The sequence below is a fragment of the Streptococcus sp. FSL L8-0526 genome (genome assembly GCF_038007145.1).
In the GTDB taxonomy this organism is placed as follows: domain Bacteria; phylum Bacillota; class Bacilli; order Lactobacillales; family Streptococcaceae; genus Streptococcus; species Streptococcus thermophilus.
In genome coordinates, this window is record NZ_JBBOWP010000001.1 from 1,086,392 (window position 1) to 1,103,517 (window position 17,126).

Sequence of the window (17,126 nt, forward strand, 5' to 3'; positions counted from 1 at the left end):
TCCTTGCAAAAGTTATTTTTGCGAGGACGTTTTTTGTTACACTTTTTTTAGAGTGTGTAGCGAGAAGTACACTTGATTAGAGTCAAAGAGAAAGGATAAACTATGGAAATCAAAGGATTACGAAAGATTGAACCCTATGTAGCGGGTAGTCAGCCTGCTGAGAAAAATATCATTAAGTTGAATACTAATGAAAATGCCTATGGACCAAGTCCAGCAGTTCATCAAGCTTTAGCATCCTTTGATGCCCATCAGTTACGAAAGTATTCGACTTTGGATCAAACGGCTTTGCGTCAAGCTTTGTCTGATCAATTGGGTGTGCCTGCCGATCAGTTTATTATTGGAAATGGGTCAGACGACATCTTATCAATGGCTTTTCTAGCTTTCTTTAACAGTGAGGAAAAAATCATATTTCCAGATTTGACTTATGGTTTTTACAAGGTATGGGCAGATTTGTATCGCATCCCCTTTAGAGAAGTGTCTTTGACCTCCTCATTTGAGATTGATACTCAAGATTATTTGGTCGAAAATGGTGGAATTATCCTTACTAATCCGAACGCTCCAACAGGTATTTATAAACCTTTAGATCAAGTCGAGGAGATTGTAAAGGCCAACCAGTCGGTAATTGTGATTATTGACGAATCCTATATCAACTTTGGTGGGGAGACGGCCTTACCACTCCTAGAAAAATATGACAATGTGTTTATCACCAGGACCTTTTCTAAGGATGCCTCCCTTGCTGGTCTGCGTGTCGGTTACGGCATAGGAAGTCCAAAACTAATGGCTGTCATCAATGCCGTTAAGAATTCGGTTAACCCCTATAATGTGGATAGCATTGCTGAAGCCTTGGGGACTGCAGCGGTTAGATCTTGGGACTATTATGAGGACATTTGCGCTAAGATTATGGCAACACGTGACTGGTTTAGCCAAGAATTGCAGGCGATTGGCTTTGATGTCCTTCCTTCAAAAACTAATTTTGTTTTGGTCAAGCCATACGGAGTGACTGCAGGCCAATTGTTTGCCTATCTCCAAAGTAAGAAAATTTATGTCCGTTATTTTCCAAAAGTGGAGCGTATTTCTGACAGACTACGCATTTCTATTGGAACTCAGGATGAGATGGAGCGTGTATTAATGACCATACAGGAGTTACAAGCATGAAAAAAACGACCTTAGCCTTAGGAATGCACGATAAACTTTTCAAACGTGCCCGTACCATGTATCAGATTGAGCATTGCATTTGTGATTTGTTGATGACAAAGGGTTTTCTTCGGATTGAGACACCCACCTTAGAGCATTTTGAAGTCTTCAGTGATGTGGTGGACAATGGTAACTATAATTTCTTTGATAAAAATGGAGATCTTATTAGCCTACGTCCTGATATTACCAGTCAAATCGGGCGCGTAATTGCTTCCACACAAGTTCATACACCGATTAAATTTTCCTACTCTGGAAAGGTCTTTAACTACAACGAAGAGATGCGTGGCTTGTCCAATGAGCATACGCAGGCTGGTGTGGAAATCATTGGTTTTCCAGTTCATCAGGCATTGGAAGAAGCTGTGATATCTGCTAAAGAGGCCTTGGATGTGGCAGGTGTCAGAAATTACAAGTTTGAATTTTCACATGCCCGCCTCCTGCAACTCATTTTTGAAGAATTAAACCTTCCAGCAGTAAAAGAAGCAGAGTTGGCCACCTATATCCGTGATAAATCAATCACAGGTCTCAAGGAGTTCACTAAAGAAAATCCAAGTCAATATGACAAGGTCTTGGAGCAGTTGCCATTCCTCTTTGGTGAAACAACTGCTGTCTTGACCGAGGCGAGACAGTTAACCGACAATGAAGCCTTTTTGACAGCTTTGGATAGTTTGGAAGTCTTAACCAGTCGCCTAGCTGATAATCTCCCAGAGACGACGCTTGATTTGGCTCAATTGCCAGCAGTGCCTTACTACACGGGCATAATGTTTAAGGTCTTCGGTGACAAGGTACCGGATGCTTTTGTATCAGGTGGCCGCTATGATAAACTATTTGAACGTTTTGGGGCTACCGAGTTAACAGCGGTTGGTTGGGCCATTGATATCGACTCAGTTTATCAAGCAGTACATGACGATGTGGAATTTGGAGGTGACATGGATGACTAGCAATCAAATCACAATTGCCTTGACCAAGGGGCGTATTGAAAAAGATGCGGTTACATTGCTGGAAAAAGCTGGCTTTAATATATCTTTCATGGCTGATAAGGGACGTAATTTGATTTTCGAGAGTCCTGATAACCGTTTCCGTTTTCTCTTGGTTAAAGCTCCAGATGTGACAACCTATGTTAGACACGGTGTCGCAGATATTGGAATTGTTGGGAAGGATGTTCTGGTTGAACATCCGACAGGCTATTTGGAAATGTTAGACCTTAATTTTGGCCTTTGTAAATTCTGCGTGGCTTCAACAGAAGACTATAATCCTAATGACCATAAACGTAAACGTATTGCTACCAAGTATCCAACCATTGCAACTGATTATTTTAATCAAAAGGGTGAGGATGTCGAGATTATTTCGATTCAAGGGAGCGTTGAGATTGCCCCTGTTATTGGTCTGGCGGATGCCATTGTCGATATTGTGGAAACAGGGAGTACTCTTGTTGCCAATGGTTTAAAAGTTTATGAAGATATTTGTCGGATTTCAGCACGAATGATTGTTAATAAGGCTTCTTTGAAAAATAATAAGGAAGTCCTGCAATTCATTCGTAAGATTGAATCACTTGTTGGAAACGAGGAGGTACCGTTCGAATGAAACGATTAACTGGAACTAATAAAGAAATTGCTGAGCTTCTTTATCAGGAGCAATTGGAACTTTCAAAAGAAAATAGAGACGTTGAAAGAACGGTTCAAGCTATTATCGAAGACGTTAAAGAACGTGGAGACGAGGCCCTTCGTGATTATTCAGCGAAGTTCGATAAGGTTGATTTGACTGATATTGAAGTTGGACAAGATCTTATTGATAAAGCCTTTAAGGAAATTGATCCAGAGGTTTATCAAGCCCTAGTCAATGCTAAAGAAAACATTGAATCTTACCACAAACATCAGTTGGAGGCTGGTTTTGAGGACCAACCAAGTGAGGGAGTTATTCGTGGTCAAATGATTCGTCCCATTAATCGTGTAGGTGTTTATGTTCCTGGGGGAACTGCGGCCTATCCGTCCTCAGTCCTTATGAATGTTATCCCTGCCAAAATTGCTGGGGTTAAAGAGATTATTATGATTACACCACCTCAGGAACACTTTGTTCCTGCTATCCTGGTAGCTGCAAAACTGGCTGGTGTGGACACCATTTACCAAGTCGGTGGATCTCAAGGAATTGCGGCCTTGGCATTTGGGACAGAAACTCTTCCAAAGGTGGATAAGATTACAGGTCCTGGTAATATTTTCGTAGCTACTGCTAAGAAACAGGTTTACGGTATTGTCGGTATTGATATGATTGCAGGGCCATCAGAGATTGGTGTCATTGCTGATAGTAGCGCTAATCCAAGCTATGTAGCAGCTGATCTTTTGTCTCAAGCGGAGCACGACAAGCGAGCACGCGCCATTTTGGTAACAGATTCTGAAGCCTTGGCCGATGCGGTTGAAAGCGAGATTGAACGTCAACTCAAGCTTTTACCACGAGAAGCGATTGCTCGTCCTTCCATTGAAAATAACGGCCGTATTATTATCACTAAGGACACAGATGCCATGTTTGAACTCATGAACTCGGTTGCGCCAGAGCATTTGGAAATTGCTATGGAAAAGGCCTATGATTATCTAGAAAAAGTGGAAAATGCTGGTTCCGTCTTTCTTGGTCACTTTACGAGTGAACCAATTGGTGACTACTATGCCGGTGCTAATCACATTCTTCCAACGACAGCAACCAGCCGCTTTTCATCAGCTTTAGGTGTACATGATTTTGTCAAACGTATCCAATATACGCAATACGACAAGGCAGCAGTCAATAAGGCAAAACACGATATTACAACCTTGGCTTATGCGGAAGGCTTGCAGGCCCACGCCAAGGCTATTGAAGTCAGAAACGACAATAATTGAGAGAGTAGAGGAAGAAGTTATGAGACAAGCAGAAATTGAACGTAATACCTTTGAAACCAAAATTAAGTTAAGCCTCAATTTGGATGCTCAAGAACCAGTAGATATTCAAACAGGTGTCGGATTTTTTGACCATATGTTGACCTTGTTTGCCCGTCACGGTCGTATGTCTTTGGTGGTAAAGGCTGATGGTGACCTTTGGGTTGATAGTCACCACACTGTTGAAGATGTCGGTATCGTACTTGGTCAAGCTCTTAAAGAGGCTTTGGGTGATAAAGCAGGTATCAACCGTTATGGAACGTCTTTCGTACCCATGGATGAAACCCTCGGAATGGCAAGCTTAGATTTGTCTGGACGTAGCTTCTTGGTCTTTGATGCTAGTTTTGATAATCCCAAATTGGGTAATTTTGACACAGAATTGATTGAAGAGTTTTTCCAAGCTTTAGCCTTTAATGTTCAAATGAATCTTCATCTCAAGATTCTCCACGGAAAAAACAATCACCACAAGTCAGAAAGTCTTTTCAAGGCAACAGGTCGTGCCTTGCGTGAAGCCATCACAGTCAATCCTAACATTCACGGCATAAACTCGACAAAGGGGATTCTATGATTATCGTCATTGATTATGATTCGGGGAATACCGCAAATGTTCTGCGTGCCCTTGAAAAAATCGGTGTGCCTGCAGAATTGTCTGCTGACAAAGAGAAAATTCTAGCTGCAGATGGTTTGATTTTACCTGGTGTAGGTGCCTATCCAACAGCCATGGCAGAGTTGGAGCGAAGAGGTTTGGTAGCTGTAATCAAAGAGGCCGTAACAAAGGGAGTTCCACTTTTAGGAATTTGCTTAGGTATGCAGATATTAACAGAAAAAGGACTGGAGCATGAAGAAACAGATGGTCTTGGCTTTATTCCTGGTGTTTGCCGTGCCATTCCTGCTAATAAGGAGCGGCCTGTCCCACATATAGGATGGAATGATTTGACTGTTAAGCAAGCTAGCCCTTTGACAGATGGTTTAGATGGCCAAGCTGTCTACTTCGTTCACAGTTATTTTACGGATGTACCTATCCAATATATTGATGTTACTGCAGATTATAGTATCGAGGTGCCAGCCATGATCCATAAAGACAATGTTTATGGTGCCCAATTCCATCCCGAAAAATCAGGTGATATTGGTTTAGGTATTATTGAACGGTTTGTGGGTTTATGTAAAGCCTAGAATCTCGTGAGAACAAAGATTTTTTAGTTAGAAAGGATGGTAGGGGAGATGCAAATTCTACCAGCAATTGATATTAAGGATGGACAGGCAGTTCGTCTCTTCAAAGGAGATTTCAACCAAAAAACCGTCGTCAATCCAGATATTATTGAGCAAGCAAAGACTTTTAAGAATGCGGGCATCCAATTCATTCACCTTGTTGACTTGGATGGTACTCTTGATGGTCGTGCCACTAACCGTGACTTGATTACAGAGGTCAAGAAGATTTCTGGACTTGGCATCGAAGTTGGTGGCGGTATCCGCACCTTGGAGCAGATTCGTGACTATTTGGCAGTTGGCATCGACCGTATCATTATCGGTTCAATGGCCGTCAAAGATCCTGACTTCGTTAGAGCAGCTTTGGAGGAATTTGGTGCCGATAGGATTGTCGTGGGTATAGATGCCAAGGCAGGTCTTGTCGCTACAGAAGGTTGGTTGGAAACCAGTAATGTGGACTACATCACCTTGGCCAAGGAAATGGAAAAAATGGGCGTAACCCTCTTTATTTATACAGACGTTGATCGAGATGGCACACTGACAGGACCCAATCTTGATCACTACAAATGTTTGGTATCTGAACTCACAACCGCTAAAGTCATCGCTTCAGGTGGGGTTGCAGAGCTAGCCGACTTAAATCACTTACAAGAGATTGGTGTAGCAGGAACCATTGTTGGTAAGGCCTACTATAACGGCAATATCACTTTAGACCAGCTCAAGTCTTTCGGAGGTTAATATGCTTAAAAAACGTATTATTCCTTGTCTGGATGTCAAGGATGGTCGTGTCGTCAAGGGGGTTAATTTTGTGAATCTAACAGATGTTGGTGATCCTGTTGGTTCTGCCCGTGCCTATTATGAGGCTGGTTGTGACGAACTTGTTTTTTTGGACATCACAGCGACTTCAGATAAACGTGAAACAATGGTTGACATGGTGCGACGTGTTGCCAATCAGGTCTTTATCCCTTTCACAGTTGGTGGTGGTATCCGTTCGGTTGAAGACATGAACAAGATGCTCAAAGCCGGTGCAGATAAGGTTGCTGTTAATTCCTCAGCCCTTGCTAACCCGCAACTAATCGCTGATTGTGCCCAAAAATTTGGCAATCAGTGTGTCGTGGCTGCGATTGATGCTAAAAAGATGGCTGATGGGAGCTGGCATGTTTTTGTAGCAGGTGGCCGTAAGGATACCGGTAGGAATCTCATCCAATGGGCTCAAGAAGTCGTCGCCTTGGGGGCTGGAGAAATTCTCTTAACCAGTATGGACAAGGACGGCACCAAGTCTGGTTTTGATTTGGAAATGCTTAATCGTGTGGCAGAAGTCGTCGATGTCCCAATCATTGCGTCTGGTGGTGCAGGAAATATTGAGGACATTGTAGAAGTCTTTGAAAAGACAACAGCGACTGGTGCACTGGCAGCCTCTATCTTCCACTTCGGTGAGGTAAATATAGGTGAAACAAAACAAGTCTTGGCAAAAACAGGAATTGAGGTGAGACAATGACAGAGGTTAAACTTGATTTTGACAAACAAGGAGGACTGGTACCAGTCATTGTGACCGATTACAAGACAGGACAGGTGCTTATGTTGGCCTATATGAATGAGGTGTCCTATCAGTTGACCCTTGAGACCAAACAAATGCATTACTGGAGTCGTTCCAGAAATGAGCTTTGGCATAAGGGCGCCACATCTGGTCATTTCCAACATGTCAAAAGCATCAAGACTGACTGTGATTGGGATACCCTACTTATTGCCGTTGAACAAGAAGGAGCAGCCTGTCATACAGGAGCTTACAGCTGTTTCTTTACGGATATATATGATGACAATCAAGATAGATAGGAGTAGCTATGTTAGAAACACTTTATAAGGAAGCCTTGGATCGTAAAAAGAATCCTAAAGAAGGGTCTTATACCAATTACCTTTTTGACAAGGGTCTAGACAAGATTCTTAAAAAGGTTGGCGAAGAAGCGACAGAAGTTGTAATTGGAGCTAAGAATGCTGATAAAACAGAAATTGCCAACGAGACAGCAGACGTCCTCTATCATTTAGCCGTCATGCTAGTTGAAACAGGGGTTAGCCCTGAAGACGTTAAAGCCGTACTTAAGGCACGACAAGGCAAGCAAAGCAATGTTCATGACCGAAAAGAAGTAACAGATTATTGAGGATTATCTCAACAGATTGAGACTAAGAATAAAAGTTTGAAGTGACGCCTCAGTTTTTTGCTAGAGAAATCCCATGAAGAAAAATACTCCTAATATCTCAATGCTTTCTAGCTTAGCTGTTTTCTTCCTCTGTAATCTAGCGTGTCATATTAGGATATTAGAAGTGTGGGTTACAACTCAGTGAAAACGAAAACTTCAAAATACACAAAAACATCTCCGAAAATCAGTCGGAGATACCTTTTTGTTTTACAGAAACGATAGGGGTTGCTATGTGACAGGACTGTTGATCGCTAGGTCCAAATTCCTTCAGCGCAACGTGTATGCTTCAATGCTTAAGGAAAAGGATACATGTCAAATTAAGACTGATGAAAGAAGTCAATCACTTTTGTGGTTGCTTTTTTTGTTAAAATTAACAACTTTTTACACATTCAGCTCATTTGTCTGGCCGAAAAAGTGGTATAATAACTCTTGCTAAATCTTTATTTTGGAGTACATATGGCTAAGTCAAAAAATACTATTGAAAGTCGGATAGATTACTCGATTCTCTTGCCAGTCCTTATCTTACTGCTGGTTGGTATGGTCTCAATTTTTATCGCGACAAATTTTGATTATCCAAAGAATCTCGTTCATGTCATGTCTCAGCAATTACTATGGATTTTTCTTGGTTCAGTACTTGCTTTTGTTGTCATGTTATTTAATACAGAGTTTCTTTGGAAGGTCACTCCCTGGCTTTATATTTTTGGCTTGGGACTTATGGTTTTGCCTCTTATTTTTTATTCACCCTCTTTGGTTGCCTCGACAGGAGCAAAAAACTGGGTCAGTATTGGATCAGTCACCCTTTTTCAACCATCAGAATTTATGAAGATATCCTACATCCTTTTTCTTTCGAGAATAGGTGTTCGGGCTAAACAAGGAAAAGAAGTAACTGAGCTTCAAGATGACTGGTTGTTACTTGTCCAATATGTAGCGGTCACGCTTCCTGTCTTAGGCTTACTGGTTCTTCAAGGTGATATGGGAACGGCCTTAGTCTTCCTCGCTATTTTAGCGGGTATAATAGTGGTTTCGGGAATATCCTGGCGTATCATCTTACCGGTAGTGCTAGTCTTTGCAGCAAGTATAGCTCTGTTTATAATGGTGTTTATCACAGATTGGGGAAAGGAAATCTTGCTCAAGTTAGGGGTTCAGACTTATCAGATTAACCGTATCTCAGCTTGGTTGGACCCCTTCACTTATGCGGATGGTATCGCCTTTCAACAGACACAAGGGATGACATCGATAGGTACTGGTGGTATCTATGGAAAAGGTTTTAATCACCTTGATTTGAATGTACCAGTTCGTGAGAGTGATATGATTTTCACGGTTATTGCAGAAGACTTTGGTTTAGTAGGCTGTGGATTTGTTCTGTTGACCTATCTCTTCCTCATTTATCGCATGTTGCGAGTGACTTTCAAGTCTAATAACCGCTTCTATACCTTTATTTCTACTGGTCTTATTATGATGATTGTCTTCCATATTTTTGAAAATATTGGGGCGGCAGTAGGAATTCTTCCTCTGACAGGTATTCCTTTGCCTTTTATTTCTCAAGGTGGATCTTCACTCATCTCAAACTTGATTGGTGTTGGCTTAGTGCTTTCCATGGCCTACCATACCAACCTCAACGAAGAAAATAAAATTCTTCTGGCTATGTCTCGTCGTATGCGTGCATCTGGAACTAGTAAAGTAAAGGCAGTGTCTAAGACCAAAACTAAGAAAAACAAACCTTCGAAGAGTGCAATCAAGGCCTCACAAGAATTGGTCAAGGTTAAAGATAAGGTTGATAAGGCTACTGTGGAATTACGTCAAACGATTTCTCAAAATATGCCTAGCCTTCACCAAGGCAAGCGTCGTAAGGAGTCTAAAAAGAAACCAACACGTAAACACTAATTAAAAACAAGTTGGACAATCCAACTTGTTTTTCTTTATAAAAAATTAAGGTCTGTCCCCTTCTCTTTAGGTCTCCCTGTGGTATAATAGAAGGCGACTATTTCGAAAAGGGGTTTGCTATGATAGAGACAGCCAAGCAGCAAGAACGTGCTATTTTAGTAGGTGTTGAATTGCAAGAGACAGAGAATTTTGACATGTCCATGGAGGAACTTGCTAGTCTTGCCAAAACAGCAGGAGCAGAGGTTGTAGCTAGCTATACCCAAAAACGTGAACGCTATGATAGTAAGTCCTTCGTAGGTTCAGGAAAATTAGAGGAAATCAAGGCTATGGTGGACGCAGATGAGATTACTACGGTCATTGTCAATAACCGTTTAACCCCACGTCAAAATACCAATCTTGAAGCAGCATTTGGCGTAAAAGTCATTGATCGCATGCAATTGATTTTGGATATCTTTGCCATGAGAGCTAGAAGTCATGAAGGAAAACTTCAAGTTCATCTAGCTCAGCTCAAATACATGTTGCCCCGTTTATCTGGTCAGGGAATTATGCTCAGTCGTCAAGCAGGGGGCATTGGTAGCCGTGGTCCTGGTGAAAGTCAGCTGGAACTCAATCGTCGTTCTATCCGTAACCAGATTGCGGATATTGAACGCCAATTAAAGATTGTTGAGAAGAACCGAGAGACCATTCGTGAAAAGCGTGTCGACTCAACTACCTTTAAAATCGGCTTGATAGGTTATACCAATGCTGGGAAATCAACTATTATGAACCTTATGACGGATGATAAGCAGTATGAGGCCAATGAACTTTTTGCGACTCTGGATGCAACGACTAAGAAAATATACTTAAAAGATCAGTTTCAAGTGACCTTGACAGATACGGTTGGTTTTATTCAGGATTTGCCAACAGAATTGGTGGCTGCCTTTAAGTCGACGCTTGAAGAAAGTCGTAATGTGGACCTCCTTTTGCATGTCATCGATGCTAGTGATCCGAATCACGAAGAACATGAAAACGTGGTTTTAGATATCCTTAAAGAACTGGACATGACTGATATTCCTCGCCTAGCTATCTACAATAAGATGGACGTGGCGAATAACTTAGTAGCAACAGTCTTTCCTAATGTTCGTCTCTCAGCGCGTGACAAGGGAAGTCGTGAGACTTTGCGAAAACTCTTGATTGATGAAATTCAACAGAATTTTGAACACTTTAGTATTAAGGTTAATCAGGACCAAGCTTATAAACTTTATCAGTTGAGTCAATTAGCCTTGTTAGATAGCTATAGTTTTGAGACAGAAGTGGAAGAAATTACAGGCTATATTTCACCGAAAAATAAATGGAAATTGGAAGAGTTTTATGACTGATTATATGGATTTAGCTTTAAAATATGGTGGTTTTACAAGTTTAGATAAGGTATATCTTCAAAATACCTTGTCAGACCTTTCAGACAATCAAAAACTGGCCTTTATTACGCCACCACCAAGTGTTATTAATGCTTATTTTGCAGAGATTTACCAGAAACAGTCTCCAGAAGCAGCAACGGATTACTATTTGGAGCTTTCGAAAGAACTTAATCTCTTTAATCCAGTACCATCTTTTGATGAACACAAGCCCTTTATTCGTCTCAATCTGTCAGGAAAATCTTATGGTTTTTGCTATGAAAATGCTGATGAAGTGGCCCTAGTCTTTGCAGAGCATTTAGAGGTTCCAACGACTGATATTTTGTTTGAGCTTGCTCAAGTTTTCCCACAATATAAGGTTTATCTTGAAGGGACTCAAGTTAAAATGGCCAAGGTTGACTTTGATGAAGAAGTATTGGAAGAGTTGACACCAGAGACTCAGTTACTTAGTCGTGTCACTAAACTGAAGGGAAATGTCATTAAGTTAGCTAGCTTCAATCAAGATGAATTAGTGGAACTTTTGTCTCAATATAAAGATAAAGGGCAAACTGTTTATTATGGATTTGCTCAGCGTGAATGCCTGGCTTATATTGTCCAAAAATAAGAAAAACGATAGATAGAAAGTATAGAAAGTCATGGAATTACAATTTTTAGGGACGGGCGCCGGACAGCCATCCAAGGCTCGTAATGTATCGAGTCTGGTTTTGAAGCTCCTCGATGAAATCAACGAAGTCTGGATGTTTGACTGTGGGGAAGGAACCCAACGTCAGATTTTAGAAACAACAATCAAACCCCGTAAAGTTAAAAAAATCTTTATTACACATATGCACGGGGACCATATCTTCGGTTTACCAGGTTTCCTGGCGAGTCGTTCCTTCCAATCTAGCGAAGAACAAACTGACCTTGAAGTTTATGGACCAGTTGGTATTAAGCAATACGTCATGACCAGCATTCGTACCTCAGGGACACGCTTATCTTATCATGTGCATTTTAAGGAAATTGATGAAAATAGTCTAGGCTTGGTTATGGAAGATGACAAGTTCGCTGTTTATGCAGATAAATTGGATCACACCATTTTTTGTGTTGGTTACCGTGTGGTTCAAAAGGATCTCGAAGGCACCTTGGATGCTGAGGCCCTTAAGGCAGCAGGCGTACCATTTGGTCCGCTTTTTGGACAAATTAAGAATGGACAAGATGTGGTTCTTGAAGATGGAACGAAAATCATTGCCAAAGACTTTATTTCCGCACCTAAGAAAGGTAAGGTTATCACTATCTTAGGTGATACCCGTAAGACAAATGCCAGTGTTCGACTTGGATTGGGGGCAGATGTCCTGGTCCACGAGTCTACTTATGGTAAGGGTGATGAAAAAATTGCCAAGAGCCATGGTCACTCAACGAATATGCAAGCAGCCCAAGTAGCTAGGGATGCGTCAGCTAAACGCCTTCTTCTAAATCACGTATCAGCACGTTTTTTGGGGCGTGATATCGGTAAGATGGCAGCAGATGCTAAAACGATTTTTGAAAACACTCACATCGTTCGTGACTTGGAAGAGGTAGAAATATAATGGCTAAACAACGAATTATCGCTATTACTGGTGCCTCAGGAGGTCTTGCTCAAGAAATTGTCAAGCAGCTCTCCCTCAGTGACGGCATTATCCTCTTGGGACGAGACAAGGACAAACTTGAGAAATGCTATCGCCATGTGAAAAATAAAACCTGTCTTGCTATTGACCTCAGAGACGACAATGCCATTAAAGAAATGGTCGATTATCTCTATCAACGTTTTGGCCGTATTGATGTTTTTATCAATAATGCTGGCTTCGGTGAATTTAAGTCTTATGATAATTACACTAGTCAAGAAGTTCGTGATATGTTTGACATCAATACCTTGGCGACAATTACTTTTTCACGCTTAATTGCAGAGAAAATGGTAGAGCAAGGCCACGGCCATATTATCAATATCGCCAGCATGGCAGGGAAAATTGCGACAGCCAACTCAAGTGTCTATGCAGCGACAAAGTTTGCGGTAATTGGCTTTTCAGATGCCTTGCGTATAGAATTGGCTGATAAGGGAGTCTATGTGACTACGGTCAATCCTGGTCCAATTGAGACATCTTTCTTCGATCAAGCTGATCCCTCTGGAGCTTATCTTGAGAGTGTTAAGAAGTTTGTCCTCAGTCCTAAATATGTGGCTAAAAAGATTGTCCGTATTCTGGGCAAAAATAAACGTGAAGTTAATCTACCACGACTCTTAGCAGTTGCTTACAAAGGCTATACACTCTTTCCCACGATAGCTGATTACCTTGCACGAACAAGCTTTAATTATAAATAAAGAAAGAAGAACATGATTACATCAACGTATGATTGGAAAATAAACACAAAAGAGCCAGATGCTGGCTTTTTTAAACTTGCTAAAGAACATGGACTGGCAAAAACAGCAGCCAAGATTGCCTATGAACGTGGCATTAGGACAGAAAAGGCACTTGAAGGCTTTCTAAAGGCAGATTTATCGCACCTTCATGATCCTTATCTGCTTCATGATATGGATAAGGTAGTGGCTAGAATCCGTCAGGCTATTGAAAATTATGAACAAATCTTAGTATATGGAGATTACGATGCGGATGGTATGACGTCAGCCTCTATTATCAAAGAAGCCCTTGAAATGATGGGAGCTGAAGCTCGAGTATACTTGCCAAACCGTTTTACAGATGGTTATGGACCAAACGAAAGTGTCTATAAGTATTTCATTGAGCAGGAAGGTATTTCACTCATCATTACAGTGGATAATGGGGTAGCTGGGAATGAGGCTATTGCTTATGCGCAAGAGCAAGGTGTGGATGTTATCGTCACAGACCACCATAGCATGCCGTCACAGCTTCCAGAAGCTTATGCCATTGTTCATCCAGAACATCCAGGTGCTGATTATCCCTTTAAGTATTTGGCAGGTTGTGGAGTAGCTTTCAAAATAGCAACGGCCCTCCTCGAGACCATACCAACAGAGATGTTGGATTTGGTAGCTATAGGGACTATTGCTGATATGGTTAGCCTGACCGATGAAAATCGTATTATGGTTAAGGTTGGACTTGAAATTCTCAAGACTACTGAGCGTATTGGGCTTCAAAAATTGCTCCATATTTCCGAAGTAGACCTAACAACAATTTCTGAAGAAACAGTGGCTTTCAAACTAGCCCCTCAACTCAATGCCTTAGGACGTTTAGACGATCCAAACCCAGCTATTGAACTATTAACCGGATTTGACGATGAGGAAGCGCAAGCTATTGCTCTGGAAATCAATGCCAAAAATGAAGAACGTAAGGATGTTGTTCAAAACATCTTTGATGAAGCCATGAGCATGGTAGACTTAGATAAACCAGTTCAGGTTTTGGCTAAGGAAGGCTGGCATCCTGGTGTACTCGGCATTGTTGCTGGTCGTATCATGGAGCAAATCAGTCAGACAGTAGTGGTTTTAAATATTGAAGATGGCTTGGCTAAGGGGTCAGCTCGTAGTTTGGAGTCTATCAATATCTTCCATGCACTTGATGACCACAGAGACATCTTTACTGCATTTGGAGGGCACGCTGGAGCAGCTGGTATGACCCTTCCAGAGGAAAATCTTACTCAACTCTCAGATATTTTATGTAGTTATGTCTACGATAATGACATTGATACGAGTGCCAAAAATACGCTTAATTTAGACGAGGAGCTACAACTCGGTGAGCTTAGCTTGGATACCATAAGGAGCCTCGAAAAACTAGCACCTTTTGGTATGGATAATAAAAAGCCAGTCTTTTGGCTACATGATATTTCCGTTATTCAAGCTAGAACTATGGGGCAAAATGGAGCTCATCTTAAGTTCAAGGTTAAGCAAGGCAAGGCTAGTTTTGATGTTGTCGCCTTTAACAAAGGGCATCTGCTTCAAGAATTTCAGCAAGCTCAGGGGTTGGAATTAGCAGTGACATTGTCCGTTAATGTATGGAATGGCCAGAAAACACTACAGCTCATGTTGGAAGATGTGCGCGTGGACGATGTTCAGTTATTTGATTTTCGCTCAAAAAATATGGTACTACCTGAGGGCCTACCAACTGTAGAAGAGGCCTCAGACGAAGCAACTGCAGTTGTCCTCGACACCCTACCGAATTCAGAGACGGAATTAAAAGAGTGGTTTGACGGTAAGGAATTCCAGGCCATTTATTTTAAGAATCGCATTAAGAAAGCCTATTATCTGACAGGCTATGGAACTAGAGAGCAATTTGCAAGGCTCTATAAAACCATTTATCAATTCCCAGAATTTGATGTGCGCTATAAATTAGATGACCTCAGTCATTATCTTAAGATTGATAAAATTCTTCTCATCAAGATGATTCAAATTTTTGATGAATTGGACTTTGTCACTATTGATAATGGTGTCATGACAGTTAATAAAGAGGCTGGAAAACGTGATATTGAGGAAAGCAAGATTTTCCAGGACCTTAAACGTCTTGTCAAGTTCCAAGAACTCATGGCTTTGGGAACACCACAGGAAATTTATGATTGGCTCTACAAGCAGGAGCAGTAGTGCCTAACTAAGATAATTAGTTTAGAATCTAGAGGTTAGTATTTTCTAAATCCACGGATTCATGCTATAATGATATGTAAATATTTTTTTTGGCAAAATGCCTATAGGAAGAACAAATGAAATTAGAAGATTATATTGCATCTATTGAAAACTTCCCTAAAGAAGGGGTTACTTTCCGCGATATTAGCCCGTTGATGGCTGATGGAAATGCTTATAGCTATGCTATTCGTGAAATTGTTCAGTATGCGACTGACAAGAAAATTGACATGATTGTTGGTCCCGAAGCACGTGGTTTCATCGTTGGATGCCCAGTTGCCTTTGAACTTGGTATTGGATTTGCGCCAGTTCGTAAACCTGGTAAATTGCCACGTAAAGTGATTTCAGCCGATTATGAAAAAGAGTATGGTGTTGATACTCTTTGCATGCATGCCGATGCAATCAAACCAGGCCAACGTGTACTTATCGTTGACGATCTCTTGGCTACTGGTGGTACTGTCAAAGCAACAATTGAAATGATTGAACGCCTAGGTGGTGTCGTTGCTGGATGTGCCTTCTTGATTGAGCTTGACGGACTTAATGGTCGTGAAGCAATCAAAGGTTATGACGCTAAAATATTGATGAACTTCCCAGGATAAAACTATCTATGTTTTACAAAAGGCCTCAGGGCCTTTTTAACTCTTTTAAAAAATAAGTGTGTCATCATATAGTTTAAAGTTATAGCTAACTAGAGAAAATATATATTTGATAACAATATTTATCCGGTTTATAATATGAAGATAGAATAAACAAGGATGGAGATGTTGTTATGCCTATAAAAATTGATAATAAGTTACCAGCTCTTGATGTATTGCGTTCGGAAAATGTCTTCATCATGGATGAAAATAGAGCTAGTAGCCAGGATATTAGACCAATGGAGGTCCTGGTGCTTAACCTAATGCCAACTAAAGAAGTGACAGAAACTCAATTGCTACGTCTTTTAGCAAATACACCACTCCAAATTAACGTAGAGTTTCTGTATATGGCTAGTCATAAATCAAAAAATACCCACGCTGCACATATGGAAACCTTCTATAAGACTTTTGATGATATTAAGGACAAGTATTACGATGGTCTTATCGTAACGGGGGCTCCTGTTGAACAAATGCCTTTTGAGGAAGTTGATTATTGGCAGGAATTAACACGAGTTTTTGACTGGTCTAAAAAGCATGTTTATTCAACTCTTCACTTGTGTTGGGGAGCTCAAGCAGGTCTCTATTACAAACATGGAGTTGATAAGGTTCCCTTGTCAGAGAAATTATCAGGTATTTATAAGCAAACTGTTGACATGCCAAAAAATTTCCTCATGAATGGCTTTGATGATAGCTTTGTGTCACCGCACTCACGCTATACAGAGGTAACTCTGGAAGATATCAAGTATAAAACAGATTTAGACGTTGTTGCATCAGGTCAAGAGGTAGGTCTGTCCATTCTGGCAAGCAAGGATCTTCGTGAAGTTTATAGTTTTGGTCATTTCGAATATGATCGTGATACTCTTGCTAGAGAATATCGAAGGGATTTGGATGTAGGCATCAATCCAGATGTGCCAGCAAACTATTTTCCTGGGGATGATCCAAGTCAGGAACCGAAACTTCGTTGGAACCTTGCGGCATCAGCATTCTTTAGTAATTGGATTAACTACGCTGTATATCAAGAAACACCCTATCGTTTAGAAGAGTTGGAAGACGATTTTTCATTCTACGGTTATTTGTAGTAGGTCTCTCAAAAGACTTATGTTAAAGCATAAAATTTTTTGAGTTGACCTATC

17 protein-coding genes and 1 pseudogene are annotated in these 17,126 nt (G+C 40.9%); all 18 read left to right on the forward strand.

The window, feature by feature from the left end; translation table 11 throughout:
- The first annotated feature begins 102 nt into the window (after positions 1-102).
- The 18 genes and pseudogenes from hisC (at position 103) to metA (ending at position 17,072) form a co-directional block, all read left to right on the forward strand.
- On the forward strand, positions 103-1,155 hold the full coding sequence (hisC, locus tag NSQ85_RS05700) for a histidinol-phosphate transaminase (protein WP_179973806.1): 1,053 nt from the start codon (positions 103-105) through the stop codon (positions 1,153-1,155).
- Positions 1,152-2,132, forward strand: a complete 981-nt coding sequence (locus NSQ85_RS05705; protein WP_232979654.1) for an ATP phosphoribosyltransferase regulatory subunit — start codon at positions 1,152-1,154, stop codon at positions 2,130-2,132. The genes hisC and NSQ85_RS05705 overlap by 4 nt, the downstream gene beginning before the upstream one ends.
- Positions 2,125-2,775 (forward strand): ATP phosphoribosyltransferase, encoded by a 651-nt coding sequence (gene hisG, locus NSQ85_RS05710; RefSeq protein ID WP_179973804.1) that lies wholly within the window; start codon positions 2,125-2,127, stop codon positions 2,773-2,775. Before NSQ85_RS05705 ends, hisG begins: the two co-directional genes overlap by 8 nt.
- Positions 2,772-4,055 (forward strand): histidinol dehydrogenase, encoded by a 1,284-nt coding sequence (hisD, locus tag NSQ85_RS05715; RefSeq protein ID WP_179973803.1) that lies wholly within the window; start codon positions 2,772-2,774, stop codon positions 4,053-4,055. The genes hisG and hisD overlap by 4 nt, the downstream gene beginning before the upstream one ends.
- A gap of 19 nt (positions 4,056-4,074) precedes the next feature.
- Positions 4,075-4,659 (forward strand): imidazoleglycerol-phosphate dehydratase HisB, encoded by a 585-nt coding sequence (gene hisB / locus NSQ85_RS05720; protein WP_340781327.1) that lies wholly within the window; start codon positions 4,075-4,077, stop codon positions 4,657-4,659.
- Entirely contained in the window at positions 4,656-5,264 is a 609-nt protein-coding gene (hisH, locus tag NSQ85_RS05725) for an imidazole glycerol phosphate synthase subunit HisH (protein ID WP_024009945.1), read from the forward strand. The genes hisB and hisH overlap by 4 nt, the downstream gene beginning before the upstream one ends.
- 48 nt (positions 5,265-5,312) lie before the next feature.
- On the forward strand, positions 5,313-6,032 hold the full coding sequence (gene hisA, locus NSQ85_RS05730; RefSeq protein ID WP_011681266.1) for a 1-(5-phosphoribosyl)-5-[(5-phosphoribosylamino)methylideneamino]imidazole-4-carboxamide isomerase: 720 nt from the start codon (positions 5,313-5,315) through the stop codon (positions 6,030-6,032).
- 1 nt (position 6,033) lies between these two features.
- Positions 6,034-6,792: an imidazole glycerol phosphate synthase subunit HisF gene (gene hisF, locus NSQ85_RS05735; RefSeq protein ID WP_179973801.1), complete on the forward strand. Its 759-nt coding sequence runs from the start codon at positions 6,034-6,036 to the stop codon at positions 6,790-6,792.
- Positions 6,789-7,127, forward strand: coding sequence for a phosphoribosyl-AMP cyclohydrolase (gene hisI, locus NSQ85_RS05740; protein ID WP_011681264.1), 339 nt, complete (start codon positions 6,789-6,791; stop codon positions 7,125-7,127). Before hisF ends, hisI begins: the two co-directional genes overlap by 4 nt.
- 8 nt (positions 7,128-7,135) lie before the next feature.
- Positions 7,136-7,450, forward strand: a complete 315-nt coding sequence (gene hisE / locus NSQ85_RS05745) for a phosphoribosyl-ATP diphosphatase (protein ID WP_014608418.1) — start codon at positions 7,136-7,138, stop codon at positions 7,448-7,450.
- Between the two features lie 495 nt (positions 7,451-7,945).
- Positions 7,946-9,115: pseudogene (locus NSQ85_RS05750) on the forward strand (FtsW/RodA/SpoVE family cell cycle protein); the annotation flags it as partial.
- Positions 9,116-9,492: 377 nt separating this feature from the next.
- Positions 9,493-10,731, forward strand: coding sequence for a GTPase HflX (gene hflX, locus NSQ85_RS05755; RefSeq protein ID WP_011681260.1), 1,239 nt, complete (start codon positions 9,493-9,495; stop codon positions 10,729-10,731).
- Positions 10,724-11,371: a cystathionine beta-lyase gene (locus NSQ85_RS05760; RefSeq protein WP_011681259.1), complete on the forward strand. Its 648-nt coding sequence runs from the start codon at positions 10,724-10,726 to the stop codon at positions 11,369-11,371. Before hflX ends, NSQ85_RS05760 begins: the two co-directional genes overlap by 8 nt.
- Positions 11,372-11,402: 31 nt before the next feature.
- Positions 11,403-12,332 carry a ribonuclease Z gene (gene rnz / locus NSQ85_RS05765; RefSeq protein WP_011226135.1) on the forward strand — a complete coding sequence of 310 codons (930 nt, stop codon included), beginning with the start codon at positions 11,403-11,405 and terminating at the stop codon, positions 12,330-12,332.
- Entirely contained in the window at positions 12,332-13,099 is a 768-nt protein-coding gene (locus tag NSQ85_RS05770) for an SDR family NAD(P)-dependent oxidoreductase (RefSeq protein WP_179971987.1), read from the forward strand. Before rnz ends, NSQ85_RS05770 begins: the two co-directional genes overlap by 1 nt.
- Positions 13,100-13,111: 12 nt before the next feature.
- A complete protein-coding gene (recJ, locus tag NSQ85_RS05775; RefSeq protein ID WP_179973799.1) occupies positions 13,112-15,322 on the forward strand; it encodes a single-stranded-DNA-specific exonuclease RecJ in 2,211 nt (736 codons plus the stop codon).
- A 116-nt stretch (positions 15,323-15,438) separates the two neighbouring features.
- Complete coding sequence (locus NSQ85_RS05780; RefSeq protein WP_179971985.1) at positions 15,439-15,957, forward strand: adenine phosphoribosyltransferase; 519 nt, start codon at positions 15,439-15,441, stop codon at positions 15,955-15,957.
- Positions 15,958-16,127: 170 nt separating this feature from the next.
- On the forward strand, positions 16,128-17,072 hold the full coding sequence (metA, locus tag NSQ85_RS05785; protein WP_179971984.1) for a homoserine O-acetyltransferase MetA: 945 nt from the start codon (positions 16,128-16,130) through the stop codon (positions 17,070-17,072).
- The last annotated feature ends 54 nt before the right edge of the window (positions 17,073-17,126 follow it).

What these genes read in the sequence shown, in the direction of transcription:
- NSQ85_RS05780 (WP_179971985.1), top strand. Translation starts at nt 15,439, where the DNA reads ATGAAATTAGAAGATTATATTGCATCTATTGAAAACTTCCCTAAAGAA.
- NSQ85_RS05770 (WP_179971987.1), top strand. Translation starts at nt 12,332, where the DNA reads ATGGCTAAACAACGAATTATCGCTATTACTGGTGCCTCAGGAGGTCTT.
- NSQ85_RS05760 (WP_011681259.1), top strand. Translation starts at nt 10,724, where the DNA reads ATGACTGATTATATGGATTTAGCTTTAAAATATGGTGGTTTTACAAGT.
- hisH (WP_024009945.1), top strand. Translation starts at nt 4,656, where the DNA reads ATGATTATCGTCATTGATTATGATTCGGGGAATACCGCAAATGTTCTG.
- hisA (WP_011681266.1), top strand. Translation starts at nt 5,313, where the DNA reads ATGCAAATTCTACCAGCAATTGATATTAAGGATGGACAGGCAGTTCGT.
- hisG (WP_179973804.1), top strand. Translation starts at nt 2,125, where the DNA reads ATGACTAGCAATCAAATCACAATTGCCTTGACCAAGGGGCGTATTGAA.
- hisI (WP_011681264.1), top strand. Translation starts at nt 6,789, where the DNA reads ATGACAGAGGTTAAACTTGATTTTGACAAACAAGGAGGACTGGTACCA.
- hflX (WP_011681260.1), top strand. Translation starts at nt 9,493, where the DNA reads ATGATAGAGACAGCCAAGCAGCAAGAACGTGCTATTTTAGTAGGTGTT.
- hisC (WP_179973806.1), top strand. Translation starts at nt 103, where the DNA reads ATGGAAATCAAAGGATTACGAAAGATTGAACCCTATGTAGCGGGTAGT.
- NSQ85_RS05705 (WP_232979654.1), top strand. Translation starts at nt 1,152, where the DNA reads ATGAAAAAAACGACCTTAGCCTTAGGAATGCACGATAAACTTTTCAAA.
- metA (WP_179971984.1), top strand. Translation starts at nt 16,128, where the DNA reads ATGCCTATAAAAATTGATAATAAGTTACCAGCTCTTGATGTATTGCGT.
- rnz (WP_011226135.1), top strand. Translation starts at nt 11,403, where the DNA reads ATGGAATTACAATTTTTAGGGACGGGCGCCGGACAGCCATCCAAGGCT.
- hisD (WP_179973803.1), top strand. Translation starts at nt 2,772, where the DNA reads ATGAAACGATTAACTGGAACTAATAAAGAAATTGCTGAGCTTCTTTAT.
- hisB (WP_340781327.1), top strand. Translation starts at nt 4,075, where the DNA reads ATGAGACAAGCAGAAATTGAACGTAATACCTTTGAAACCAAAATTAAG.
- hisE (WP_014608418.1), top strand. Translation starts at nt 7,136, where the DNA reads ATGTTAGAAACACTTTATAAGGAAGCCTTGGATCGTAAAAAGAATCCT.
- recJ (WP_179973799.1), top strand. Translation starts at nt 13,112, where the DNA reads ATGATTACATCAACGTATGATTGGAAAATAAACACAAAAGAGCCAGAT.
- hisF (WP_179973801.1), top strand. Translation starts at nt 6,034, where the DNA reads ATGCTTAAAAAACGTATTATTCCTTGTCTGGATGTCAAGGATGGTCGT.